This is a genomic window from Nocardiopsis dassonvillei subsp. dassonvillei DSM 43111 (assembly GCF_000092985.1).
GTDB classification, from domain to species: Bacteria; Actinomycetota; Actinomycetes; order Streptosporangiales; family Streptosporangiaceae; genus Nocardiopsis; species Nocardiopsis dassonvillei.
This window is the reverse complement of record NC_014210.1, coordinates 4,930,274-4,953,624: the sequence shown is the minus strand read 5'-3', so window position 1 is coordinate 4,953,624 and position 23,351 is coordinate 4,930,274. Positions and strand designations below refer to the sequence as shown.

Sequence of the window (23,351 nt, the reverse complement as noted above, 5' to 3'; positions counted from 1 at the left end):
CGTGAACATGTGGTTTCCGGCACGTTTACGGTCCCATGGCGGGACTTGTGGGGACCGGCCGCCCGGCGCGGTCGACCCCCTGCTCTAGGGTGGTCATTCGTGTCTCACACGACGAAGAACGGCTTCTCCACGCCGTACGTGGAGATGGACCGGGAGGCCTGGGCCGCGCTCCGGGCCTCCACACCCCTGTCCCTGACCGAGGCGGACCTCGCCGAGCTCCGCGGCACCACCGACCCCACCTCCCTGGACGACGTGCGGGACGTCTACCTGCCGCTGTCGCGACTGCTCAACCTCTACGTGGGCGCGACCCAGCAGCGGCACGCCGCCGTGCGCGCCTTCCTCGGCGAGTCCGACCGCCCGTCGCCGTTCATCATCGGGGTCGCGGGCAGCGTCGCGGTCGGCAAGTCCACCACCGCGCGCCTCCTGCGCTCCCTGCTCGCCCAGTGGCCCAACCACCCGGACGTGGAACTGGTCAGCACCGACAACTTCCTGCACGCCAACGCGGTGCTGGAGTCGCGCGGCCTGATGCGCCGCAAGGGCTTCCCCGAGAGCTACGACCGCCGCGCCCTGGTGCGCTTCGTCTCGGAGATGAAGGCGGGGGCCGACCGGATCGACATCCCCGTCTACTCCCATCTGAACTACGACATCGTGCCGGACGAGCGCCAGACCGTGCACCGCCCCGACATCCTCATCGTCGAGGGCATCAACGTCCTCCAGGCCCCCTCCGCGGGGCGCCTGGCCGTGGCCGACTTCTTCGACTTCTCCATCTACGTGGACGCCAAGGTCGAGAACATCCGCGGCTGGTACCTCGACCGCTTCCGCGAGCTGCGCCGCACCGCGTTCTCCGACCCGCGCTCCTACTTCCACCACATGGCCACCGCCATCAGTGAGGAGGAGTCGTTGGAGTTCGCCGCCAACACCTGGCGCACCATCAACGAGGTCAACCTCGTGGAGAACATCCGCCCCACCCGGGGGCGGGCCACCCTGGTCCTGTACAAGGGCGACGACCACCGCGTGCGGCGGGTGCGGCTGCGCAAGACCTGACCGGCCCGGCGGCGCCGCGCCGGGCCGCCGCGCGCCCGCCGCGGCTACCCCTCCGTCAGGGCCAGGCCGATCAGTACGCCCGCCACGATGGCCAGGGTCAGGGCGACGGCGAACGCCATTCCGAGCAGGTAGGCGTGCTGCTCGGCCCACGTCACGAGACCGGGGCGGAACCGGTCGAGCTCCTTGGGGGTGACAGGCCCCTCCGGGCCGCTGCACGGCAGTCCGAGCGCGCTCACCAGCCGGTCCATGTCCTCGGTCGTGTAGTTGGCGCCGTACACCCGGACGAGCACGCCGCCGTGCTGGTCGAGGACGAACAGTGTGTCGCAGGGGCCCCCGCGCGGCTGGACGACGGTCGCGCGGATCGTCCACACGGCGCGCGACCGCGACCGGCGCCGCTGGAAGAACGCCCCCTTGAGGACGATCTCGTGCGCGGTCAGCACGATCCTGGCTCGGTGGAGGTGCAGGGCCACCGCCGCGACCAGCACGGTCCACGCGACGCCCGTGGCCAGGGCCGCTCCCGGGCCGACGCGGAACGCGATGCCGGCGGTCGTGACCACGCCGGTCACCACCCCGACACCCAGCCTGGCCCATCCCGCCCGGAGGCCGGGCCGTAGTACGAGGTCGCCCTGAACGTGGTGCATGTGAGTACCGTCCTCTCCCGGTTCCTCGGACGCTCCCGGGCCCGCGTTGGTTCTCGTCCCCTCCGGGCGGTCGCGCACCGGCGGCGGCACGGCCGGGGGCCGGGGTCCCGGCCGGTTTGGTGAGGGCCCCGGAGCGGGTTAGGCTGGTGGCTCTTTTCGGCGGCGCTCCCTCAACGGGTGTTGTGCGCTCTCACGGATCGGAACGAACCGGGCCCTCGCGGCGACCGGGGCGGGACCCGCGCACGCGCGCTGCCGCGTTCCTGTCCCGCCGATCCCTTCCGAGGTCGCCGCATGTCCACGACCGATTCCCCCGCCGTGCCCGTGAGCCCCGAACTCCGGGCCGAGCGAGACCGCCTCGCCGCCGCACGCGCCGCCCTGGACCGGATGCGCGCGGAGGTCGAGGGCAGCGAACTCGTCCTGGGCGACGTCGTCAACGACAAGGTCACCAACGCCGCCCTGCGCCGGGGCCGCGAGCGCCGCCTCGCGGCCCTGGCCGACGTCCCCGGGGCCCCGCTGTTCTTCGGCCGCCTCGACTTCGAGCCGGGCACCGTCTTCCTGGACGACGACGTGTCCGACGGCGCCGGGCCCGACCGGATCCACATCGGCCGCCGCCACGTCCACGACGCCGAGGGGCGCCCGATGGTCCTGGACTGGCGCGCCCCCATCTGCGTCGCCTACTACCGGGCCTCGCCCGGCGACCGGATGGACGTGCGCCTGCGCCGCCGCTACGGCTTCACCACGATCGACCACGGCCGCGACGCCGACCCCGAGGTGGTGCTCACCGCCTTCGAGGACGAGCCGCTCACCACCGCCCCGACCGGGAGCGGCCAGCGCGCCAGCGCCCTGCTGGACGCGGAGATCGAACGCCCCCGCACCGGGCCCATGCGCGACATCGTCGCCACCATCCAGCCCGAGCAGGACGGCCTGGTCCGGGCCCCGCTCGCCACCACCCTGTGCGTGCAGGGCGCGCCCGGCACCGGCAAGACCGCCGTGGGCCTGCACCGCATCGCGTTCCTGCTCTACACCGAGCGCGAACGCCTCTCCCGCTCCGGCGTGGCGATCGTCGGCCCCAACCGCTCCTTCCTCTCCTACATCCGCGACGTCCTGCCCGCCCTCGGCGAGGTGGACGTCCAGCAGACCACCGTCACCGAGATGCTCACCGCCGGGCTGCCCGAGCGGTCCCGCCCCGCCGCCGGGTGGGTGCGCCGCACCGAGGAGCCCCGCGCCGCCCGGATCAAGGGCCAGGCCCGCATGGCCGAGGTGGTCCGCCGCGACCTGTGGTCGCACCTGCGCACGCCCGAGGAGGCGGTCATGGTCCGCCGCGGGTCGCGCCGCTGGCGCCTGTACCCCGAGGACCTGCGCCCCCTCCTGGACGAGCTGGCCGAACGCGGCGTCGCCTACGGCTCCGGGCGCGAACTCCTCTCCCACCGCATCGCCCACGCCGTGCTCTCCCTCATGGAGGCCCAGGGCGAGGTCTGCGACGACCGCACCCACGCGCAGGTGCGCCGCGACCCCGCCGTGAAGTCGGCCGTCACCGCCATGTGGCCCAAGGCCGACCCGCTCAAGCTGGTGCTCGGCCTGCTCACCGACCCCGAACGCCTGGCCCGCGCCGCCGAGGGGCTGCTCAGTACGGAGGAGCAGGCCGCCGTCCTGCTGCCGGGAAAACCCCGCGGCCCCAAGGCGGCCCTGTGGTCGGAGGAGGACCTGGCCCTGGTGGACGAGGCCGCCGCGCTCATCGAGCGCCCCGCCGGGCTCGGCCACATCGTGGTGGACGAGGCCCAGGACCTGAGCCCCATGCAGTGCCGGGCGATCGGCCGCCGCTGCGTGTCCGGCTCGCTCACGGTGCTCGGCGACATCGCCCAGGGCACCAGCCCCTCGGCGGCCGTCAACTGGTCCACGCTCCTGGAACACCTGGGCAAGCCCACCGGCCACCTGAGCGTCCTGGACCGCGGCTACCGCGTCCCCGCCCAGATCATCGACTTCGCCGCCCGCCTGCTGCCCGCGATCGCGCCCGGGCTGGGCGCGCCCGTGGCCGTGCGCCGCGCGCCAGGGGCGCTGCGGATCACCCCCGCCGAGGGCGGCCTGGCGGCGTCGGTCGCCGACGCCTGCCGCACCGCGCTCAGGGGGGAGGGCTCGGTCGGCCTCATCGCCGCCGACGCCGACCTGCCCGCCCTGCGCGAGGCCGTCGAAGCCGGGGGGCTGAGCGCGCCGCTGCTGGGGGAGGCGGGCGCCGGGCCGGACGCGGGCCGCCTGGTCGCGGTCCCCGCGAGCCTGGCCAAGGGCCTGGAGTTCGACGCCGTGGTGGTCGCCGAGCCCGCCGCCATCGCCGAGGCCGAGGAGCGCGGCGTCAACCGGCTCTACGTGGTGCTCACCCGCGCGGTGAGCACCCTGCACGTGGTGCACGCGCGCCCCCTGCCGGAGGCCCTGCGCGACACCGGGGCGTGACGACGGGCGGGAGCGCGCCGGGAGCCGCTCCCGCCCTGGTCCCTCAGCGCTCGACGCGGGCGCGCCGGGGCGTCCAGTTCCGCTTCCACAGGCTGGGCAGCAGGCCCGCGGTGAGCAGCCACAGGGCCACCGCCACCAGGTGGATCCGTTGCAGGGCGCTGAACACGACCCCCGGGTCGCCGTCGCCCCCGCCCGCGTAGACCCGTACCGCCGCGACCAGGACGGCGACGGCGGTGACCAGCTGGAGCGCGGCCACGACGGCCACCAGCGGCCACTTGCCGTCACCCATCCTGCGCCGGTCCACGGCCAGCACGATCGCGCCCGCCAGCGCGGCCAGGAGCGCCACCGCCGCGACGACGGCCTGGGCCGCCGTGGCCCCCTCCAGCCCCTCCGCCAGCGACTCCGCCGCGCACGGGACGTCCGTGGACACCGTGCAGGGCCCGGGGAAGAACGTGGCGGCCAGCGACGCCGTGCCGAACACGAGCATGCACCACCACGACACCGCCAGCAGGTGGCCCGTCCTCTCCCTCGCGCCCAGCCCGAGACCGATCCCGGCGGCGATCATCACCAGGATCGCCGCGATGCGGTGCGCGCTCTCCAGGAACCTGGCGAAGTCCGAGCTCTGGACGGCCAGGGCCCCCTGGGCCGCGCTGCTGTCGGGCAGCATGACCTCCACGACCCACAGGCTGTACACGAGCGCGGCCACCACGGCCGCGACCCTCCCGTCCCTGTAGTCCCAGTGCATCTGCGCGGAGTGCGACATCGTGCCCCCTGCCTTCCACGAGTTCCCACGCCCCCGCTGAGTCGTCCTCCGAAGGGCGCGTGGTCGAACCCACCCCTGTGTCGCCAACCCCTACCCGGGGTGCCCTGTCTCACCCAACTCGCGTCGGCACCGTTATCCACGGGTGCGTGTTCACACGGCATCATCGGGGGACACCGGCGGAATACGCGGGGCAGGGACGGCCGACGAGAAGGGCGCACGCATGGACGGCGCATCCACGACGCGATGGGTGATCGTGGGGGTCGACGGCACGGAATCCAGCCGCCACGCGCTGGAGTGGTCGGCGCACCAGGCGATGCTGCGCGGCCTCGGGGTCCGTATCGTCGCGGCCGCGGGGCCGCTGGCCTCGGTCGGCGTGTTCGCGGGGCACGGGCACGCCGACCCCGACGTCGCCCCGGACGTGTTCCCCGACGAGGCCGACGCCCAGGGGGCCGAGTCCCTGCTGGAGTACGCCGGGGACTGGGTGGCGCGGCTCTTCCCCGAGCTGCGGGTGGAGAAACGCCTGTCCTACGACCGCCCGGTGGAGGCCCTGCTCGCCGAGGCCTCCGCGGAGGGTGCCGTCGCCGTGGTGGTCGGCTCGCGCGGGCTGAGCGGGATCGTGGCCGCGTTCGTCGGTTCCGTGGGCATCGAACTGGCCGCCCGCGCGCCCGTTCCGGTGATCGTGCTGCCCCGGGAGCACGCTTCCGCGCACGGCGTGCGGGGCCGGGTGATCGTGGGCATCGACGGGTCCGAGCCGAGCAGGCGCGCGGTGGACTTCGCCTTCGCGCAGGCCGACTTCGCCGACACCGAACTGGTCGCGGTGAGCGCCTGGCAGCCGCTGGTGGCCTTCGCCGCCGCGACCGGGCCCATCCCGCCCGAGCTGTTCGACGACGCGACCGCCGCCGAGGCCGCCCGGCAGGCGCTGGAGGAGGAGCTGGCCGGGCCCCGCGCGCGCCACGCCGGTGTGCCGGTGCGCACCCGGGTCGTGCGCGCCCACCCCGTGATCGCCCTGCTGGAGGAGGCCACCCCCGCCGACCTCATCGTGGTCGGCTCGCGCGGACGCGGGGGCTTTCGCGGGCTGCTGCTCGGATCGGTGAGCCACTCCGTCCTGCACGGCGCCAGGGGGCCCGTCGCCATCCTGCGCTGATCCGGACCGGCCCCGCTTCCACCGCTCCCACCTGCGAAGAAGCGCCTCCGTGCCAGGGGTGCGGCAGCACAGGTCTAGTGCCCGTCCGGAGTCCGCGACCGGGCCCCGGACACGCGGTGTGACGAACAGCACGGTGTGTCGGTCGTGGCACCCGGTTCCCCTCCTGACAGGGGAACCCGCTCCCAACAGCACCGGAACGGTCTCCGACCGGTCCCGGTTCGTGCGCGTACGTACCCGGTGGTAGACCACGCGGATCCCCTGCTGTGCAGGGGAATCCGTTCTTCCGGCACAACTTCTATAGACCATTGGCCTAAACCAATTGGTCACTGCGGGGGATCGTCGTTCATGATGCGAGAGATCTCGACCTTGAGAAGGAGCCGCTGTGACTGCCGTGGATACCGACGTGGACGCGCCGACCAAACACGAGGAGCTCGTCTCCTGGGTGCGGGAGGTCGCCGAGCTCACGCAGCCGGACGAGATCGTGTGGTGCGACGGTTCCGAGGAGGAGTGGACCCGCCTGACCGACCAGCTGGTCGAGCAGGGCACCTTCGTCCGCCTCAACCCGGACAAGCGCCCCAACAGCTTCTACTGCAAGTCCGACCCGAGCGACGTCGCCCGGGTCGAGGACCGCACCTTCATCTGCTCCGAGCGCGAGAGCGACGCGGGCCCCACCAACAACTGGATCGCCCCCGACGAGATGCGCGCCACCTTCGGCGAGGTCTTCCGGGGCGCCATGCGCGGGCGCACCATGTACGTCGTTCCCTTCTGCATGGGACCGCTGGGCGGCGACATCTCCCAGCTCGGGGTCGAGATCACCGACTCCCCGTACGTCGTGGTGTCCATGCGCATCATGGCCCGCATGGGCAGCGCCGCCCTGCGCCTGATCGAGGAGCGCGGTGAGTTCGTCAAGGCGGTCCACTCCGTGGGCGCCCCGCTGGAGCCCGGCCAGCAGGACGTCGCCTGGCCCTGCAACTCCACCAAGTACATCTCGCACTTCCCCGAGACCCGTGAGATCTGGTCCTACGGCTCGGGCTACGGCGGCAACGCCCTGCTCGGCAAGAAGTGCTACGCGCTGCGCATCGCCTCGGTGATGGCCCGCGACGAGGGCTGGCTCGCCGAGCACATGCTCATCCTCAAGGTCACCCCGCCCAAGGGCCGGTCGCACTACGTCGCCGCCGCCTTCCCGAGCGCCTGCGGCAAGACCAACCTGGCCATGCTCCAGCCGACCATCCCCGGCTGGAAGGTCGAGACGGTGGGCGACGACATCGCCTGGATGCGCTTCGACGAGCAGGGCCGACTGCGCGCCATCAACCCCGAGGCCGGGTTCTTCGGCGTCGCGCCCGGCACCGGCGAGAAGACCAACGCCAACGCCGTGCAGACCCTCTGGGGCAACAGCATCTTCACCAACGTCGCCCTGACCGAGGACGGCGATGTGTGGTGGGAGGGCCTCACCGAGGAGCCGCCCGCGGGCCTCACCGACTGGAAGGGCCGTCCCTGGACCCCGGAGTCGGGTGAGCCCGCCGCCCACCCGAACTCGCGCTTCACCACCCCGGCCGGGCAGGCGCCGACCATCGCCGACGAGTGGGAGGACCCGGCGGGCGTGCCGATCTCGGCCATCCTGTTCGGCGGTCGCCGCGCCACCGCCGTGCCGCTGGTCACCGAGTCCTTCAGCTGGCAGCACGGCGTCTACCTGGGCGCCAACGTCTCCTCGGAGAAGACCGCCGCCGCCGAGGGCTCGGTGGGCGAGCTGCGCCGCGACCCCTTCGCCATGCTGCCGTTCTGCGGCTACAACATGGGCGACTACTTCGCCCACTGGGTGAAGCTGGGCCAGGCGGCCGACCAGGCCGAGCTGCCCCGGATCTTCTACGTCAACTGGTTCAAGAAGGACGCCGAGGGCCGCATCGTCTGGCCCGGGTTCGGTGAGAACAGCCGCGTCATCAAGTGGATCGTCGAGCGGCTGGAGGGCGAGGCCGAGGCGGTCGAGACCCCGATCGGGCGCCTGCCCGTGGCCGGCGGCATCGACACCGAGGGGCTGGACGTCTCCGACGAGGACATGGCCTTCGTGCTCGACGTCGACCGCGAGGTGTGGAAGCAGGAGGCCGCGCTGGTACCGGAGTTCTTCAAGACCTTCGGCGACCACCTGCCCGGCGAGCTGTGGGACGAGTACCACGCCCTGCTGGACCGTCTGGAGAGCCGGTAACGACCGCGACGGGGGCCTGACGGCCCCCTGACCAGGGCCCCCTTCCGCGCACGGGGCCCGTGGGGGAGGGGCGCGGGCACGACGGTGCCCGCGCCCCTCCCCCGTGTGGTGGATCGTGCGGTCGCCGTGCGCCGCGCACCGTCGGCGGTGCCAGGGAACGCGATCGTTTCCCTAGGGCAATTGTTGTCGTCGGGGCCGGTTTCGGCCACCGAGGCCAGCGGGTCGCGGGGACGCCGTCCGGCGCACGCAACGCCGTGTTTCCTCGGGCGTTCGCCCTCATCTGCGCGAACGCGGTCACTCTCCGTCGCGCCCGTGGTCAAACTTCCCGAAGGTCCCTCTCACCCAGGGTCACGCTCTTCACCCTGGGCCCATGGTGCTCTCGCGTCGGGGTTCCGTAACGTACCGGGTGCCTGAGCCACCCGGAGACGGACCCTCAGACCAGGGTCGTCATGTCCGGGTGTTCCCCGTGCACATCCCCCCCTGGGAGCGATCCCCCTCGTGAGAAAGCACATCCCCTGGTCCCTGACGGCCGCGACGGCCGCCTCCACCCTCGTGCTGGGGCTGCTGTCCGCGCCCCCGGCCCTGGCCGACACCGACCCCCACTCACCCGCCGACCGCACCGTTCCGGTCCCCGACACCTGGGAGCCGGGCGAGGCCAACACCGAACCCGTGGGCGGAGAACCACCCGACGAACCCTGGGCTCCGCCCGGGGCCGAGAGCGCACCCGAGGCCCAGAACCGTTCGGAAGAACCCGAAACCCGGGTCGGCACCTGCGCGGACGGCGTCAACCGCGGTATCCAGCCCTGGTACCCGCTGGAACGCCACCAGATCAGCGACCGCATGGAACTGACGGTCAACACCCAGGGCGGCAACCTCGTCGTGCGCCACCGGGACCTGACCGTGGCCGGAACGGGGCTGGACCTGTCGGTGTCCAGCTTCTACAACTCCGCGCCCTCCTACGACGGCTGGACCCTCTCCCACGGCCAGGACGTGGGACTGAGCATCTTCAGCAACAGCATCATCTTCCAGGGCCCCTCCGGCTACTGCGAACGCTTCGACATCGCCGAGGACGGCTCCTTCACCCCGCCTGCGGGGCTCAACGCCGAACTGGAGGAGCTGTCGAATGGCCACTACGCGCTGACCTTCCACCGAGGCGAGTACGCCGACCAGGTGTGGACCTTCAACGCCAACGGGTGGCTGTACTCCCAGGCCGACCGCAACGGCCACACTCACCGGATGCGCTACGACACCGAGGGAGACCTGGCCTCGATCGTGGACACCCAGGACCGGGTCACCACCTTCGAGTGGGACCCCGACGCCTGGGAGCAGCCGACCCGGATCACCGACCCGGTCGGCGAGACCGCCACGGCCTTCACCTGGAACGGCGACGGCGGCATGGTCGCGCTGACCGACCGCGCGGGCCAGGGCATCGAGTTCGGCTACGACGGCGACGGCCTGCTGACCTCGATCACCGACGCCACCGGCGCGGTGTGGGAGATCGCCTACAACGCCGACGACCAGGTCTCCAGCCTGACCGTGCCAGACGGCACCGAGGACGGGGCCACCACCGCCTACTCCTACGCCGACGGTGCCTGGTCCAACACCCAGACCACGGTCACCGATCCGGGCGGCGGTGAGTCCACCCTGGAGTTCGACGACCAGGGAAGGCAGACCTCCGCGACCGACCAGGTCGGCAACACCCGCTCCCAGACCTGGACGGCGAACTCGGACGTGGCCACCACCACCGACGCCCTGCAAGCCTCGGTGACCTACGACTACGACGAGTTCAACAACCTCATCGGCACCGAACTGCCCACAGGGGCGGCCACTTCGGTCGGGTTCGCGGACACGGCCAACCCGGCCAAGCCCACCAGCGTGACCACCCCGGACGGGGACACGCTTCAGATGTCCTACGACGACGCCGGCAACCTCACCTCGGCAGTCCAGGAGGAGATGGACATCGAGGTGGCCGACATCCGTTACCACTCCAACGGGTTGGTCAACCAGGTCATCGATGCCAACGGCAACTCCACCAGCTACTCCTACGACCGCGCCGGGAACATGACGGCGATGGACGAGCCGGGGCCGATGGGCACCACCCAATACGGCTACGACGCGCTGTCACGGGTCACCTCGGTCACCGACGGCAACGGTGTGAGGCTGGAGTACGGCTACGACCGGCTGGACCGGATCGTGTCCATCTCCCAGGGCGGCGACCTGCTCCAGGCCATCGCCTACGACGGCAACGGCCGCCAGGTCGCCACCCACACCGACCAGGCCAGCGTGGAGCACTCCTACAACGGCCGCGGCGACCTGCTCGAAACCGTGCGCACCGACTCGGCCGGAAGCGAGAGGACCACCTACGCCTACGACACCGCGGGCAACGTCACCGAGATGGTCGAACACGGTAAGACCACGACCTACGGCTACGACGCCGCGTTCCGGCTCACCTCGCTCACCGACCACACCGGGGCCGAGACCACCTTCACCAACGACGCCAACAACCGCCGCACCAGCATCACCCACCCCGACGAGGCCGTGGAGGAGCGCACCTACGACGACTCCGGGCGCCTGACCGGCATCACCACCACCGGGGCCGCCGACCAGGCTCTGGTGGAGGCTGTCTACTCCTACGACAACGACGGCACCGACAGCGACCAGTTGCAGTCGCGCACCATCGGCGGTGAGACCGAGACCTTCACCTACGACGGCCTGGACCGACTCACCAGCGACGGCACCACCGACTACACCTACGACGACGTCGGCAACCTGCTCACCGCCGGGAATGAGGAGTTCGCCTACAACGACGCCGACCAGCCCACCTCGGCTCGGGGCCAGGAGGTGGGCCACGACGAGGCCGGAAACATGACCTCGCGGGGTGAGTACGTCTACGAGTACTCGGTGACCAACCAGACGCTGCGCTCCAACGACGGTCAGGGCGAACTGGCCTCGTGGCTGAGCTACGACACCACCGACCAGACCCAGATGCGCGGCGTCACCGACGTGCACGAGGGCAGCCGGGTGGAGCGGCAGCTGTCCAACACCGCGCTCGGGGTCACCAACATCGCCTCCGAGGGTGAGCGCACCAGCTTCGTGCGCGACCCGGAGGGGCGTCTGGTCTCCATGGTGGCCTGGGACGGCGACGAGCGGTTCCACTACACCCTCGACCAGCAGAACACCGTGCTGGCGCTGACGGCTGAGGGTTCGGAGGCTGAGTCCCCGGACGTGGTCTATGACTACAGCCCCTACGGTGAGCGCACCTCTGAGAGCCTGGAGGGGACCGAGGCGGCGGCGTTGAGCCCGTTCGGGTTCACCGGCGCCTACCAGTTCCAGGACGGCACGGTGCATCTGAACCACCGCTTCCACAGCACGTTCACGTTGGGCTTCACCCAGCCGGACCCGTCCCGGCAGGAGTTGAACAACTACGCCTACGCGGCCTGCGACCCCATCAACAACACCGACCCCACCGGGCTTTCGGCCGTTCCGTGGCCACAGGCAGCGTGCTGGGGTGCAACCATCTACATGCTGAAGCTGTCTACCGCATCCTTGGTTCTCAATGTGTGGGGAACACCAGTGCACATCGCTACAGCTGTAGTGACTGTCGGATGCCTGGCTTATGACATGACTGTCTCCACCTGATAGGAACAGAGATGACCCCTTTTTCCATTGCCTGCCTATCCTTGTTGTCAATGAGCGTACTGCTTATGGTAAGGCAAAAGAGGGCATCAAGTTCTAGACAAAAGAACATCACGAGCGCCTTGGCGGCACTCATGGGTGTGATTTTCGTGATCTTCCTGATATTTTCCATCCTCACCTACAGTTAATCATTCGAGTATTGGACTAGTCCTGGCGCTCTTGCAGGGGGAGTCCCATTTGGGCACCTAGTCAGGCTTAGTGAACACATCGGGCGGCGCCAGCATCTGGTGCCGCCCGATATCTATTCAATATTTCTCCTAGTCGGCCTCCGGGCTTCTAGGGGAAGCTGCAAACATTGCAATAGAAGGAATGAGCAAAAATGCCGCCCAGATAAATCTTGAAGCATCAGGTGGTCAGAACATGAAAAAAGTCGAACAGACACCAAGGATGCCTATGGTTGAAAATATGAGCAAGTCGGGGCGCTTGGCCGCCCGCTTCTTCGGGGGATGATGTTTTTCCATGTCAAAGATGATTCCCAGGCAAAGGCAGTCTAAATTCGCCAGGAGCTGGTGAAATTTCACATGTCTGCAATTTGCTGCCGAGTCCCCTTTGAAATGCCATGAATTTTCATGATGACTTTTTCTTCATTGAGCCCGTTCGGGTTCACCGGCGCCTACCAGTTCCAGGACGGCACGGTGCACCTGAACCACCGCTTCCACAGCACGTTCACGATGGGCTTCACCCGCCCGGAACCCTCCCGGTCGGAACTGGGTAACTGTGCTTGGACTTGCTGTGGCGGATCGACGACCAAGGAAGGGAGCAGGGCGCATGGAGGGAAGGTTTCCGAAGGACCCGACCAAGAAGGAGCTTCGCACTCTCATCGGGTTCAGGCTTGTTGGCATAGCCTTTTTCCTCGGTATGGCGGTATGGCGCGCGTGGGAGGGCGATTACCTGTGGTCCGCTCTGACCGTGGTCCTCGCCGCCATTCTCTTCGCGGTCTATGTGGCCCCTCGCATGCTGCAACTGCGCCGCAAGAAGAAGGAGTGACCTCCGGGAAAGGGGGCGCGGGCACGACGGCGCCCGCGCCCCCTTGTCCTGCGGTCACCAGGCGCCGCGCAGGCTCCGGGGCGGCTCGGCGTCGAAGGCGGCCCAGACGTGGGTGCCGAGGCCGTAGCGGCGCGGAAAGGCGAAGCTGGCCCACGTGCGGGAGAGCTGGCGCACCAGCAGGAGTCCGCGCTGGCCCTCCGCCGCCTCCCACTCCTCGTCGGTGCGCTCGTTGGGAATGCGGGGCAGGGTGGGGCCGCCCGCGTCGCTGACGGTCAGGCGCAGCGTGCGTTCGTCGGGCATGGACAGGGTGCGGGTGACCCCCTCCTCCGAACGGGCGTACTTGCAGGAGTTGGCGACGAGTTCGCTGGCCACGAGTTGGACGGTCGCGACCAGGTCGGGGTCGAACCCGGCCAGGTCGCGGGCGAGTTCGGAGCGGACCCGGGAGAGTTCGGACAGGTCACAGGCGTAGTCGAGGTATCCCCAGAAGGCGAACGGGCCGGGGACCGGTGCCGGGTCGTGCGCGGGCGTGCCGGTCATACCGTCACCCCGTCCGCGTACCGGGTCGGGGCGGGTGCGGCGGCGAGGAGGTCGCCGACGGGAGCGGGCGCGGGGGCCGGGACCGGTGCCGGGGCCCGGGTCAGAGTCGGGGTCGGGGTCGGAACCGCTGGCGGGGCCTGGGCCGGGACGTGAACGGAGCCGTGCGACCACGCGCGCAGTCGAATGACGGCCTCGGCCTGGACACGGGAGAGGTCGCGCTCACGCTCGTGTTCGCGGGCGGTGTAGTAGGGCCTGACCAGGGCGATGTCGTCGGCCGGGAAGATCTCCGGGGCGGGGGCCAGGCGGGGAGGGGGCACCGGGCGCGGAGCGGGGCGCGGGGCCCCGCGCTGTGGAGTCGGGGGCCTGCCGGACCGCGCGGAAGCGGGTGCGGGGGCCGGGGCGTAGCGGCGGACCCGGGTGGAACGGCGGCGGACGGCGGCCGAGTGGCGTCCGCGCGCGGGAACGAAGAGGGATGTCACCAGAGCCAGGGCACGGGTGAGAAGGGCAGCGCTAAACTGGCGCATGCTGGCAGTTCCTTGTCTTAAAAGGTGGATGTTGCTGGCCACGACCCCGGGCGGTAATTGACCGTCGCGGGGTCTTTCGTGTTCAGTTGTGTGTTCGGAGAAAGGTTAGGGGGTTGATGGAGGGGTGGAGGACGCTACGGGGGAGTAGGGTTCGGAAAAGGTGCGTGGGGGGTGCGTATGCGCTGGTCAGCGGCTTGGATGGGGAGGGAAAAATCTGGCTGGCCAGGTTTTTCCATTGTCCGGAATGATTGGTTTTGAGGATTTTTTCCTGGGGTCTTTTGGGTAGGAAAAAGCCCCCGGCCGGAGCGGGCGCGGGGGCTGGAGGCGGTTAGAGGCGGCTACAGGCCGGAACGCAGGCCGCTGAGCAGCGCCACCCACTGGTCCCCGGGGACGGTGAGGTGCCCGGCCTCGCGGTGAACGGTGTCGCGGACGTCAGCGCCGGAGGCGTGTTCGCGGACCTCGACGCACTGGCTCCCGGTGTTGCTGTAGCTGCTCTTGTGCCACTCGTTGCTCATGCTGCTTCCAATTCCCTCAACAGCTGCCGGGACTCTCTAGCGGGCAGCGCGGACGCCAGACACTTTCTTACCAGCGCCTCCATGCGCGGATGGCTGTCGGATTCCAGGATGACGTTCCCCGCGATGTAGTCGCTGGAGACGGCCAGGCCGCCATCAAGGAGTCGGTACAGGTTGACTGGCGCGGTCACTCCGATGAGAGACGTTCCCGGTGACAGCAAGTGAACCTCGACGCGCACGTCTTCCACCAGCCGCAACAGATGCCCTGCCTGTTCCTTCCGGATGTGATCCGGCATGCAGGTCAGAGCGCTGTGCGGGAAGACGGAGGTCACCACCGGGTCGTGGTGGTGCTCGCGAAGTGTTTTGAGGCGTCCGCAACGAGCGCTGACCCAGCGGTCCACCTCTGCGTCGCCAACGAGCGGCTGTCCGTCCTTGAAGACGGCTTCGGCGTAGGAGGAACACTGGAGTTCACCCGGAACCAGCACTGGTGACAGGCAGTCGATGGCCACGGCCTGCTCCTGCAACCGGGCCACGTTCAGCTGCCACACCGGCAGCTCCGTCCCCGAGGTCTGCTTGCGCCACGCCTTGAGGAGCCTGCCGTCCGCCTTGAGCATCCGGTCCAGGGCCTCGGCGGTCTCCACCCTGGGCGTGAACTTCCCCGACTCCCACCGGGACACGGACGCGGGTGACGTGCCCATGTCGAAGGCCAGCTGTTTCTGCGTTCTCCCGGAGAAATCGCGAAACGTTGTGAGCAGGGAGGAGAAGTGATCTTGCGTCACCCTGCACAACTTACAGAGCCGTTGCGCCCCCTGTCATCCGTTCTCCGGAAAACGACAGACGCTGGAGATATCCCGGGCCCTGTGGCGAGGGTGGATACAGGTCACGAACCCGCAGGTAATTGCGGGCTGTTCGTGACTATGTTCCGGAGGATGGTGATTTCAGTTGGGATCAGTGACAAGCATGCAATCGCGTCGCGGCGGTTCGGGTTCCGGTTTCCAGGACGGCGGCGGCACCGGGCGTTTCCCCCTGCCCCGCAGGGGAGTGGAACCCCGCGACAGGGCACCCCTGGTGCTGGACCAGCGCTGGAGCAGCCTCGGCACCGCGCTCATCGTCGCGGGGCGTCCCGACCAGGCCGCCCTGGTGCGCCACAGGGTCTCGGCCCTCTCCGCCCTGCCGCCGCTGGCGAGGGAAGCGGCCCAGGAACTGGCCGGCGAGGTGTTCAACAACGCGATCGCGCACACGCGCAGCGGCCTGTCCGGGGGCGAGGTCATCGTGAGCGTGCACCGGCTCCCCGGCCGCGTACAGGTCAAGATCACCGACCAGGGGCCGATCGGCGAGGACGCCGTCACCACACCGTGCGTGCGGCCCGCCGACCCGCTGCGCGTGGGCGGGCTGGGGATGCGCCTGGTCGCCGCGCAGGCCAGCCGGTGGGGCACGCTCCACGAGGGCGGCCGGACCACCGTCTGGTTCGAGATCGACCGCCCCGACCGCGCTTCCGGCCGGTCCGACGGGCACGCCGGGCGGTGAACACCTCTCCCGGCCTGGACGCGCTCCTCACGGCGGGTCCCGGGGCCGACGGGTACCGCCCGCCTCCCGGGGTTTCAAAATCCGGGCCCGAACCTTGTACCGATTCGCCGGTGACGGCCCTTCCTGCGCACCGGTACGTTCCTCCTGCCAGCACCTACGCGCGGAAGGAACCCAGGTGAACCTCCTCATCACCGGCATCACCACCCAGTCCTCGATCGCCTACGCGATCGCCGAGGAGGCGATGGAGCAGGGCCACCAGGTGATCCTGACCAACCCGCCCGGCAGGCAGCTGTCCATTCTGGAGCGGGTGGCCAAACGCCTCCCCGCCGAACCCGTGGACATCCTTCCCATGGACGTCACCGACCCCGAGCAGGTCACCGAGACGGCGGGCAAGGTCGCCGCCCACTGGGACCACGTGGACGGGCTGCTGCACTCCATCGCCTACGCCCCGGGCGACGCGCTGGGCGGCAACTTCCTCAACACCTCCTGGGAGGACGTGGCCACCGCGATCCACGTCTCGGGGTACTCCCTGAAGGCGCTCGCCGTGGGCTTCCGGGAGCTCATGGCCGCCGCCCCGCACGGCGCCGGGGTCGTCTCCCTGACCTTCGACGCCTCCCGGGCCTGGCCGGTCTACGACTGGATGGGGTCGGCCAAGGCCGTGCTGGAGAACTCCACGAAGTACCTGGCCCGCGACCTCGGCGGCGACGGCATCCGGGTCAACGCCATCAGCGCGGGGCCGGTCAAGTCCCTCGCGGGCGGCTCGATCCCCGGGTTCGACCAGATCGCGGACGGCTGGGCCGAGTCCGCGCCGCTGGGCTGGGACACCAAGGACGCCTCCGTGGTCGCCGGTCCCGCGCTGTTCCTGATGTCCCCGGCCGCGCGCGCCGTCACCGGCACGACGCTGCACGTGGACGGCGGGTACCACGCGATGGGAGCGCCGCTGTAACCCCGGGAGCCGACCGGGAGGGGAGGACGTCCGCGCTGGTCACCACGCCGGGGGGACATTTGCGGACGTTCCTGCTTTGCGCTGAGAAGGCCGCCCCGCGCGTGCTACGGATGGACGCGTTCGCTGCCGGTCCCTCCTCCTTCTTCGCTGGGAATCCCCATGATGACAATGCTGACCGTCCTCGCCGTCCTGGCCGCCATGGTCGGCGGCGCGGTCCTCGCCGTAGGCAGGTTCCGCGTCGACGACGAATCCTCGGGGGGCGCCGTCAGCGTGGTCGTCGCCCCCTGTGTGCTCGCGCTCTACCTCGCGGCGGCGGCGATGGGTGTGGTGATCGGCTGGGAGAACTTCACCGGTGCCGGGGACGGGCTGACCGAGGAGACGAGCGCGGCCGACGCCCTGTACTGGAGCACCACCACCCTCCCCGCCGAGGAGGCGGAGACGGTGCGCCAGCAGTTGCGCGCCTACATGAGCGCGGTCGCCGAGAAGGACTGGCCGATGATGCGCGCCGAGGGCGAGTTGAGCGAGGAGGGCGACGAGGCCCTGGCCGACCTGGCCGCGTCGGTGCGGGCGCTGTCGGTGTCCGACACCGGCGACGGCCTGGACCGCCTGACCGCCCGCCAGGAGCTGGCCGAACTCAGCGACGCGCGCATCGAGCGCGCCGACGCGGCCGGGGACGGCATCCCGTCCGTCCTCAACGGCATCGCGGCCCTGTCGGCCATCGCGGTGGCGGTGCTGCCCTTCGCCATGATCCGGCGGGGCTCGACCGTGGCCTACTTCTGGGCGTCGGCCAACCTGGTGTTCGTGTTCGCCACGATCCTGCTGCTGTTCTACCTGGGCAACCCCTACAACGGGGCCCTGGCGCACGACGCGGGCGCGATCCAGGACGCGCTGGCCGGGTTCGAGCGGATCGACGCCTCACTCAGTCCTCAGTAGGGGGAAGCGGGCCGACGGGCCCCGGACGCGTCCTCGGGGGCCGCGTGCGGGGCCCGTCTGCCGCCTCCGGGCGCTGGCGGACGGCCGTGTCAGGCCGGGTCGGGCCAGGCGCGGTCGGGGCAGATGCGGGCGCGGTCGGGTCGGGCGCGGGCCGCTCCGGGGCGTTCACCCGGGACCGGTCACTCCGGGGGCGGCGCCCGTCACGGCGCCGCCCCCGGAGCCGGTCAGCCCGAGGAGCGCGTGGCGGCGCGGCCCGCGCCCGCGGCGACCACGGCGATGACGACCATGAGCACCACCATGGTGCGCATGGGGGTGAAGGCTCCGGCGGCCTGCGGCGCGGAGTTCGGGGAGAGGTCGGCGAGCACCTGCTCCCGGACGACCCCCTCCACCGGGGGCGGGGCCGACGGGGACTCGGACGGCGGTTCGGGCTGGGCCGCGCGCTCCTGGGCGGGCTCGGCAGAGGCGGCGGCCTCCGCCCCGGGCGGCGCCGCTCCGGGTTCCTCCGCGGCCGGGGGAGCGGGTTCGCCGGGGACGGGCGGTGCGGGCTCCCCGGGCGCGGGCGGTTCGGGCTGACCGGGCTCCCCGGGCGCGGGCGGTTCGGGTTCGGGGTAACCGGGCTCCTCAGGTGCGGGGGGCTCCGGCTGCTCGGGGCCCGGCGCGCACGGCGGCGCCTCGCCCGCGCGCACCACGACCCGCACGCCGTTCGCGCACACCAGGACGTAGGACCCGGGGTTGACGTCCACCAGTGCGCCCGAGGTCTCCACGCGGACCCCGCCGGGGCCCACCTCCACGCGGGAGTTCCCGTCGTCCACACTGACGCCGGTGCCGTCCGCGTTCACCTGCGGGACGGTGTCCACCGCGCCGACCAGGGAGGCCGTGTCCAGCGGTCGGGCGGGCGGGTCGTCCGGGGCGAGCGAGGGCGAGGCACCGCAGACGATCAGGAGCGCGCCCGCCGCCAGCAGCGCGGGCAGAGCACGGCGTGAGGGGGGCATGGGACTCCTCGTGTCGCTGTCGGCACTACGGGTGATCGTACGCGCTCAGTCCGGACCCTACACCCGGGAACGCGCCCCCAGTGGCCCGCCCGACACGGACGTCCCTGCTACCAGCGCCACCGCCGGAGCCGGCACCGGAGTCGGCAGCAGGTCCACGGCCACGCGGGTCAGGGGGAGTGCAGGCGCAGCACGGCGTGCTCGGCCCAGTCCGGCGGCCTGGTCAGCCGCGAGACGAGCACCATCGTCCCGAAGGCCAGCGGGATGGTCCACGCCGCGGGCTGTGCCAGCAGCACCGCCAGCCACCCGGCCGGGGGCGGCAGCAGGATCGACCACCCCACCGCGCCGGTCGCGGTCACCGCCCCCACGACCAGCCCGGACGCGGCCCCGGCCAGCGTCAGCCGCCGCCACCAGATGCCCAGCACCAGCAGCGGGCAGAACGTCGAGGCCGCCACCGTGAACGCCCACACCACCAGCACGTTGATGTCGATCAGCTGCGCGGGCAGCGCCAGCAGCACCGCCACGCACGCGCCCACGGCCACCGCCAGGCGCAGCCGCGGCACGCTGCCCTGGAACAGGTCGTGCGACAGCCCGCCCGCCAGGGCCAGCAGCAGTCCGGAGGAGGTGGACAGGAACGCGCCGAACGCCCCCGCCGCCACCAGCGCCGTCAGCACCGTCCCCACCGAGCCCGGCACCGCTTGGGCGGGCAGCACCACCGCGACCGTGTCGGTGCCCTGGAGCAGCACCAGGTGCGGGGTGAGCACCCGCCCGAGCAGCCCGTACACCGTCGGGAACAGGTAGAACAGCCCCAGCAGGGCGATCACGCCCACCGCCACCCGGCGCGCCGTCCGCGCCGTGGGGCTGGTGTGGAAGCGCATGATGACGTGCGGCAGCCCCATGCAGCCCAGCGTGATCGCCAGCAGCGTGGACCACGTCTCGAACAGGGGGTACCCGCCCACGTCCAGCAGCGGCGAACTCCACCGCTCGCTGCCCAGCTCCGGCAGCCCCGCCGGGTGCGGGATGGGCGCGCCCTCGGGGAACACGTACTCGGCGCCCGCCTCCACGGTGTGCTCCCCGGCCGCGAACTCCACCCGTTCGCCCCCGGAGGCGGTCACCGTCACCGGCTCGTCCAGGCTGAACCGGGTCCCCACGGTGAACTCCACCGGGGTCGTCTCGGGGAAGTGCGTGCCCCACTCGGGGTTGAGCGCCTCCGCCCGGGTCCCGGGACCGGCGTGCACCACCAGGTAGACCGCCGGGATGGCGATGAAGGCCAGCTTGACCACGTAGTGGAAGGCCTGCACGTAGGTCGCCGACCGCATCCCCCCGGCCGCGATCGAGGCGCTCACCACCAGCCCGGCGAGCAGCACCCCCACCCAGTAGGGCGTGCCGCTGACCAGGGCCAGCACGACACCGGCACCCTTGAACTGGGGCACCAGGTACAGCAGCATGATCACCAGCACCACGCAGCCGCACAGCTTGCGCAGACGCGGCGCACCCAGGCGGTACTCGGCGAAGTCGGGCACGGTGAACGCCCCCGACCGGCGCATCGGCCCGGCCACCAGCGCCACCACCGCCACGTAGCCCGCGGCGAACCCCACCGCGTACCACATGGTGCCCAGGCCGTTCTTGAGCAGCAGCCCCGCGAGCCCCAGCACCGAGGCGGCCGACAGGTACTCCCCGGCGATCGCCATCGCGTTCCAGTTGGGGGAGATCCGCCGCGAGGCCACGAGGAAGTCGGAGGTCGAGCGGGCCGCCCGCACCCCGTAGACGCCGATGACCAGACTGGTGAGCAGGACCAGCCCGATGGCCAGGACCGCGATCACCACGTGCGCCCCGTGTCCTCACCGCTCGCGGATCCCGGTCCCCTCGCGCCTCCGGGTTTCCGGTCGTGCTCCGGCACCCGCGCGGCCTCCGCCCGGTCCGCGGCGCTCTCGGCCCGGTCCTCGATCCGCTCGGCCGAGCGCACGTGCCACAGCGCCAGCCCGAACAGCATCGGGTAGATCGCCACCGTCAGCAGCAGCCACGACAGCGGGACCCCGCCCGGGCGGACCTCCCCCAGCGCGGGGAAGAGCGCGAACGCGCCGCTCATCCCGAACAGCAGCGCCGACAGCACCGCCACGGTGCGCACGGCGGTCCGCCGCTGGGCCCGGAAGAGCGCGCGGGCCGCCTCGGTGTCCACCGGCTCCGGGATCGGCAGCAGGTGCTGCGCGGGCCGGTTGCCCCGGGCCAGCGCGATCCGGGTCTGCGGGCTGGTCAGCTTCTCGCGGCGCGGGCTCACGGCGCCTGCTCCCCCTCACCGTCCCGCGACCGGGGGGCGGGGCCGCCCTGGGCGTTCGCGGACCGGCCGAGCTGGTCGCGCCGGGCCGCCTCCAGCAGCTGGGCGCGCAGGTGGCGGCCGTGGCGGCGGCTCACCGGCACGTCCCCGGCCGGGGTTCCCGCCACCAGGCCGGACGAGGAGGTCACCCGCAGGTCGCGCACCCACGGGATGGCGATCAGGAACCCCCGGTGGACCCGGACGAACCCGGCCGAGGCCCACACCTCCTCCAGGTAGGACAGCGACAGGCGGATGAGGTGGCCCCCGTCGGAGGTGTGCAGGCGCACGTAGTCGCCCTGGGCCTCCACGAACTGCACGTCGTCGCGTTTGACGAACACCGTGCGCCTGCCGGTGTCGATCTGCACCACGTGCAGGTCCTCGGCGGGCGGGGCCCCTCCCCCGGGCCTGCGCAGCTGGGCGATGCGGCCCACCGCCTCGGCCAGCCGCTCGGGCCGGATCGGCTTGAGCAGGTAGTCCACGGCGCCGATGCCGAAGGCCTCCACCGCGTGGGCCTCGGAGGCGGTCACGAACACGATGGACGGGGGCTCGGACAGCACGCTCAGCACCCGGGCCACGTCCATGCCGTCCAGACCGGGCATGAGGATGTCCAGGAACGCGGCGTCGATGGTGGTGGTGCCCAGCAGCCGCACGGCGGTGGCGCCGTTGTCGGCCACCAGGACCTCCGCCACCTCGGGCATGTCACCGAGCAGGGACGCCATCTCCTGGCGGGTGGAGGCCTCGTCCTCGACCACCAGCACCCGCAGTTCGGGCTTCAACGCGCCACCACCCCCCTGGTGAACCTGGGCACGCGCACGGTCACCTTCGTCCCCTCCCCCAGCGCGGTCTCGATCACCAGACCGTACTCGGGTCCGTAGACGGCGCGCAGCCGCTGGTCCACGTTGGCCAGGCCGACGCTGCGCGACTCCGGGCCGGTGCCCGCCAGCAGGGAGCGGGCCAGGTCGGGGTGCATGCCCACCCCGTCGTCCTCGATCTCGATGACGCACAGCGGGCCCTCGCCGAAACCGGAGACGCTGATGTGGCCGCGGCCCTCCTTGCGCTCCAGCCCGTGCCGGATGGCGTTCTCCACGATCGGCTGCACGACCAGGAACGGTATGGCCACCGGCAGCACCTCGGGGGCCATCCGCACGGTGATGTCCAGACGGTCGTGGAAGCGGGCCCGCTGGAGTTCGAGGTAGGTCTGGGTGGCCTCCAGCTCCTCGGAGAGGGTCGCGTAGTCGCCCTTCTCCGAGAAGCCGTAGCGCAGGTAGTCGGCGAAGTCCGACAGCAGGTGGCGGGCCCGGTCGGGGTCGGTGCGCACCAGGGCGGCGATCACGGCCAGGGCGTTGTGCACGAAGTGGGGGGAGATCTGCGCCCGCAGGGTGCGCAGGTCGGCGGCGGCGATCCGGGCGCGGGCCCGGCGCAGCGCCGCGTGGTCCAGGCAGTCCGAGACCAGCGCGGCGGCGGCCTCCACGTCGGCCTCCACGGGGTGGCCCGAGGCCACCAGGGCGCCGGACAGCTCGTCGGCCACGGTCAGGGGGACCGCGCACACCGACGTGCCGTCGGGCAGGCGCACCCGGGCGTTGCTCCCGTACTCGAAGACCTGGGAGAGCAGCCCCTCGACCTCGGAGGGCGCGGGGCTGGTTCCGTGCGCGGCGACCGGACCGTCCAGGTCGGCCAGGACGACGCCGTCCACGGCCAGGAGTTGGCGCAGCCGCCTGGCGGCCGAGGGGACCCTCCGGCCGTGCAGCCCGTCCCGGAGGTCGACGCCGAGGGCGTGGACCTGGCGCATCAGCTCGACGCTCGCCCGCTGCTCCGAGGACGCTGGGCGACGTCGGGAGGGGGACACCCGCGACAGCCACCGGTATGACACGGAACGACCCTATCCCAGCGAACTGTGTCGGTGCTCACGTGGTCGGGGTCACCTTTCGAATCGTGACGCAAATGCGCGCTCGCGCCGCGGGCAGGAGCCGGGCCCGCCACCGGGAGCGGTGGCGGGCCCGGGGGAGCGCTCGGGGCGGCGGCCGTGCCGGGAGAAGGGTGGGCTCCCGGGCGGAGCGGGCCGCCGACGGCCCCCGAGCAGGTGGTTCGGGAATCCTCCGGGCCCACGCGCGGAGCGCGGGCCCGGACACGGGCCGAAGCGAAGCGGAGG

General features: G+C 71.4%; 21 protein-coding genes. 10 read left to right on the top strand and 11 right to left on the bottom strand.

The genetic code is table 11. From position 1 onward, the window contains the following. The first annotated feature begins 138 nt into the window (after positions 1–138). A complete protein-coding gene (gene coaA, locus NDAS_RS20505; protein ID WP_041552888.1) occupies positions 139–1,044 on the top strand; it encodes a type I pantothenate kinase in 906 nt (301 codons plus the stop codon). A 44-nt stretch (positions 1,045–1,088) separates the two neighbouring features. Here coaA and NDAS_RS20500 read toward each other — a convergent pair whose 3' ends face one another. After that, positions 1,089–1,685, bottom strand: a complete 597-nt coding sequence (locus tag NDAS_RS20500) for a hypothetical protein (RefSeq protein WP_013155149.1) — start codon at positions 1,683–1,685, stop codon at positions 1,089–1,091. Positions 1,686–1,976: 291 nt separating this feature from the next. Between NDAS_RS20500 and NDAS_RS20495 the strand changes: the two genes are divergently transcribed. Next, positions 1,977–4,130, top strand: a complete 2,154-nt coding sequence (locus tag NDAS_RS20495; protein WP_013155148.1) for a HelD family protein — start codon at positions 1,977–1,979, stop codon at positions 4,128–4,130. A gap of 43 nt (positions 4,131–4,173) precedes the next feature. Here the strand turns inward: NDAS_RS20495 and NDAS_RS20490 are convergent, their stop codons facing one another. Then, the gene (locus NDAS_RS20490; RefSeq protein WP_013155147.1) at positions 4,174–4,893 is read right to left on the bottom strand and encodes a hypothetical protein; all 720 of its coding nucleotides are present in this window, start codon (positions 4,891–4,893) and stop codon (positions 4,174–4,176) included. Between the two features lie 220 nt (positions 4,894–5,113). On the opposite strand from NDAS_RS20490, the gene NDAS_RS20485 reads away from it, so the two are divergent. The 5 genes from NDAS_RS20485 to NDAS_RS20470 all read left to right on the top strand — a co-directional run bounded on the left by NDAS_RS20485 (position 5,114) and on the right by NDAS_RS20470 (position 12,920). After that, positions 5,114–6,037 carry a universal stress protein gene (locus NDAS_RS20485; RefSeq protein WP_013155146.1) on the top strand — a complete coding sequence of 308 codons (924 nt, stop codon included), beginning with the start codon at positions 5,114–5,116 and terminating at the stop codon, positions 6,035–6,037. Between the two features lie 391 nt (positions 6,038–6,428). Next, entirely contained in the window at positions 6,429–8,237 is a 1,809-nt protein-coding gene (locus tag NDAS_RS20480; protein ID WP_041552886.1) for a phosphoenolpyruvate carboxykinase (GTP), read from the top strand. 498 nt (positions 8,238–8,735) lie between these two features. Continuing rightward, positions 8,736–11,876, top strand: a complete 3,141-nt coding sequence (locus NDAS_RS20475) for an RHS repeat-associated core domain-containing protein (RefSeq protein ID WP_013155144.1) — start codon at positions 8,736–8,738, stop codon at positions 11,874–11,876. Positions 11,877–12,242: 366 nt separating this feature from the next. After that, positions 12,243–12,383 (top strand): hypothetical protein, encoded by a 141-nt coding sequence (locus tag NDAS_RS28975; RefSeq protein ID WP_167539502.1) that lies wholly within the window; start codon positions 12,243–12,245, stop codon positions 12,381–12,383. Positions 12,384–12,701: 318 nt separating this feature from the next. Continuing rightward, the gene (locus NDAS_RS20470; RefSeq protein WP_013155142.1) at positions 12,702–12,920 is read left to right on the top strand and encodes a hypothetical protein; all 219 of its coding nucleotides are present in this window, start codon (positions 12,702–12,704) and stop codon (positions 12,918–12,920) included. A 54-nt stretch (positions 12,921–12,974) separates the two neighbouring features. Here NDAS_RS20470 and NDAS_RS20465 read toward each other — a convergent pair whose 3' ends face one another. From NDAS_RS20465 to NDAS_RS20455, 4 genes are all read right to left on the bottom strand, one after another. Continuing rightward, positions 12,975–13,457, bottom strand: a complete 483-nt coding sequence (locus tag NDAS_RS20465; protein WP_013155141.1) for an ATP-binding protein — start codon at positions 13,455–13,457, stop codon at positions 12,975–12,977. Then, on the bottom strand, positions 13,454–13,774 hold the full coding sequence (locus tag NDAS_RS29675) for a hypothetical protein (RefSeq protein WP_312038749.1): 321 nt from the start codon (positions 13,772–13,774) through the stop codon (positions 13,454–13,456). The genes NDAS_RS20465 and NDAS_RS29675 overlap by 4 nt, the downstream gene beginning before the upstream one ends. A 545-nt stretch (positions 13,775–14,319) precedes the next feature. Continuing rightward, positions 14,320–14,496, bottom strand: coding sequence for a DUF397 domain-containing protein (locus NDAS_RS28175; RefSeq protein WP_013155139.1), 177 nt, complete (start codon positions 14,494–14,496; stop codon positions 14,320–14,322). Next, complete coding sequence (locus NDAS_RS20455) at positions 14,493–15,272, bottom strand: Scr1 family TA system antitoxin-like transcriptional regulator (protein WP_013155138.1); 780 nt, start codon at positions 15,270–15,272, stop codon at positions 14,493–14,495. The genes NDAS_RS28175 and NDAS_RS20455 overlap by 4 nt, the downstream gene beginning before the upstream one ends. 181 nt (positions 15,273–15,453) lie before the next feature. Between NDAS_RS20455 and NDAS_RS20450 the strand changes: the two genes are divergently transcribed. The 3 genes from NDAS_RS20450 to NDAS_RS20440 all read left to right on the top strand — a co-directional run bounded on the left by NDAS_RS20450 (position 15,454) and on the right by NDAS_RS20440 (position 17,899). Further along, positions 15,454–16,020, top strand: a complete 567-nt coding sequence (locus tag NDAS_RS20450) for an ATP-binding protein (RefSeq protein ID WP_013155137.1) — start codon at positions 15,454–15,456, stop codon at positions 16,018–16,020. 175 nt (positions 16,021–16,195) lie between these two features. Beyond that, on the top strand, positions 16,196–16,966 hold the full coding sequence (gene fabI, locus NDAS_RS20445; protein WP_013155136.1) for an enoyl-ACP reductase FabI: 771 nt from the start codon (positions 16,196–16,198) through the stop codon (positions 16,964–16,966). Between the two features lie 159 nt (positions 16,967–17,125). Then, on the top strand, positions 17,126–17,899 hold the full coding sequence (locus tag NDAS_RS20440; protein WP_013155135.1) for a bestrophin-like domain: 774 nt from the start codon (positions 17,126–17,128) through the stop codon (positions 17,897–17,899). Between the two features lie 224 nt (positions 17,900–18,123). Here the strand turns inward: NDAS_RS20440 and NDAS_RS20435 are convergent, their stop codons facing one another. The 5 genes from NDAS_RS20435 to NDAS_RS20415 all read right to left on the bottom strand — a co-directional run bounded on the left by NDAS_RS20435 (position 18,124) and on the right by NDAS_RS20415 (position 22,991). Next, positions 18,124–18,891, bottom strand: coding sequence for a hypothetical protein (locus tag NDAS_RS20435; protein WP_013155134.1), 768 nt, complete (start codon positions 18,889–18,891; stop codon positions 18,124–18,126). A gap of 167 nt (positions 18,892–19,058) precedes the next feature. Then, on the bottom strand, positions 19,059–20,714 hold the full coding sequence (locus NDAS_RS20430; protein WP_013155133.1) for a sodium/solute symporter: 1,656 nt from the start codon (positions 20,712–20,714) through the stop codon (positions 19,059–19,061). Next, positions 20,708–21,166 (bottom strand): hypothetical protein, encoded by a 459-nt coding sequence (locus tag NDAS_RS20425; RefSeq protein ID WP_013155132.1) that lies wholly within the window; start codon positions 21,164–21,166, stop codon positions 20,708–20,710. Before NDAS_RS20425 ends, NDAS_RS20430 begins: the two co-directional genes overlap by 7 nt. Beyond that, positions 21,163–21,978: a LytR/AlgR family response regulator transcription factor gene (locus tag NDAS_RS20420; RefSeq protein ID WP_013155131.1), complete on the bottom strand. Its 816-nt coding sequence runs from the start codon at positions 21,976–21,978 to the stop codon at positions 21,163–21,165. The genes NDAS_RS20425 and NDAS_RS20420 overlap by 4 nt, the downstream gene beginning before the upstream one ends. Continuing rightward, on the bottom strand, positions 21,975–22,991 hold the full coding sequence (locus NDAS_RS20415; RefSeq protein ID WP_013155130.1) for a sensor histidine kinase: 1,017 nt from the start codon (positions 22,989–22,991) through the stop codon (positions 21,975–21,977). The genes NDAS_RS20420 and NDAS_RS20415 overlap by 4 nt, the downstream gene beginning before the upstream one ends. Positions 22,992–23,351 lie beyond the last annotated feature (360 nt).

Bases quoted from the DNA above. Each gene is read 5' to 3' on its own strand.
- NDAS_RS20490 (WP_013155147.1), bottom strand. From the start codon at position 4,893: ATGTCGCACTCCGCGCAGATGCACTGGGACTACAGGGACGGGAGGGTC.
- NDAS_RS20435 (WP_013155134.1), bottom strand. From the start codon at position 18,891: ATGCCCCCCTCACGCCGTGCTCTGCCCGCGCTGCTGGCGGCGGGCGCG.
- NDAS_RS20500 (WP_013155149.1), bottom strand. From the start codon at position 1,685: ATGCACCACGTTCAGGGCGACCTCGTACTACGGCCCGGCCTCCGGGCG.
- NDAS_RS28175 (WP_013155139.1), bottom strand. From the start codon at position 14,496: ATGAGCAACGAGTGGCACAAGAGCAGCTACAGCAACACCGGGAGCCAG.
- NDAS_RS20440 (WP_013155135.1), top strand. From the start codon at position 17,126: ATGATGACAATGCTGACCGTCCTCGCCGTCCTGGCCGCCATGGTCGGC.
- NDAS_RS20495 (WP_013155148.1), top strand. From the start codon at position 1,977: ATGTCCACGACCGATTCCCCCGCCGTGCCCGTGAGCCCCGAACTCCGG.
- NDAS_RS20485 (WP_013155146.1), top strand. From the start codon at position 5,114: ATGGACGGCGCATCCACGACGCGATGGGTGATCGTGGGGGTCGACGGC.
- NDAS_RS20465 (WP_013155141.1), bottom strand. From the start codon at position 13,457: ATGACCGGCACGCCCGCGCACGACCCGGCACCGGTCCCCGGCCCGTTC.
- NDAS_RS20450 (WP_013155137.1), top strand. From the start codon at position 15,454: ATGCAATCGCGTCGCGGCGGTTCGGGTTCCGGTTTCCAGGACGGCGGC.
- NDAS_RS20470 (WP_013155142.1), top strand. From the start codon at position 12,702: ATGGAGGGAAGGTTTCCGAAGGACCCGACCAAGAAGGAGCTTCGCACT.
- NDAS_RS20415 (WP_013155130.1), bottom strand. From the start codon at position 22,991: ATGCGCCAGGTCCACGCCCTCGGCGTCGACCTCCGGGACGGGCTGCAC.
- NDAS_RS28975 (WP_167539502.1), top strand. From the start codon at position 12,243: ATGAGCAAAAATGCCGCCCAGATAAATCTTGAAGCATCAGGTGGTCAG.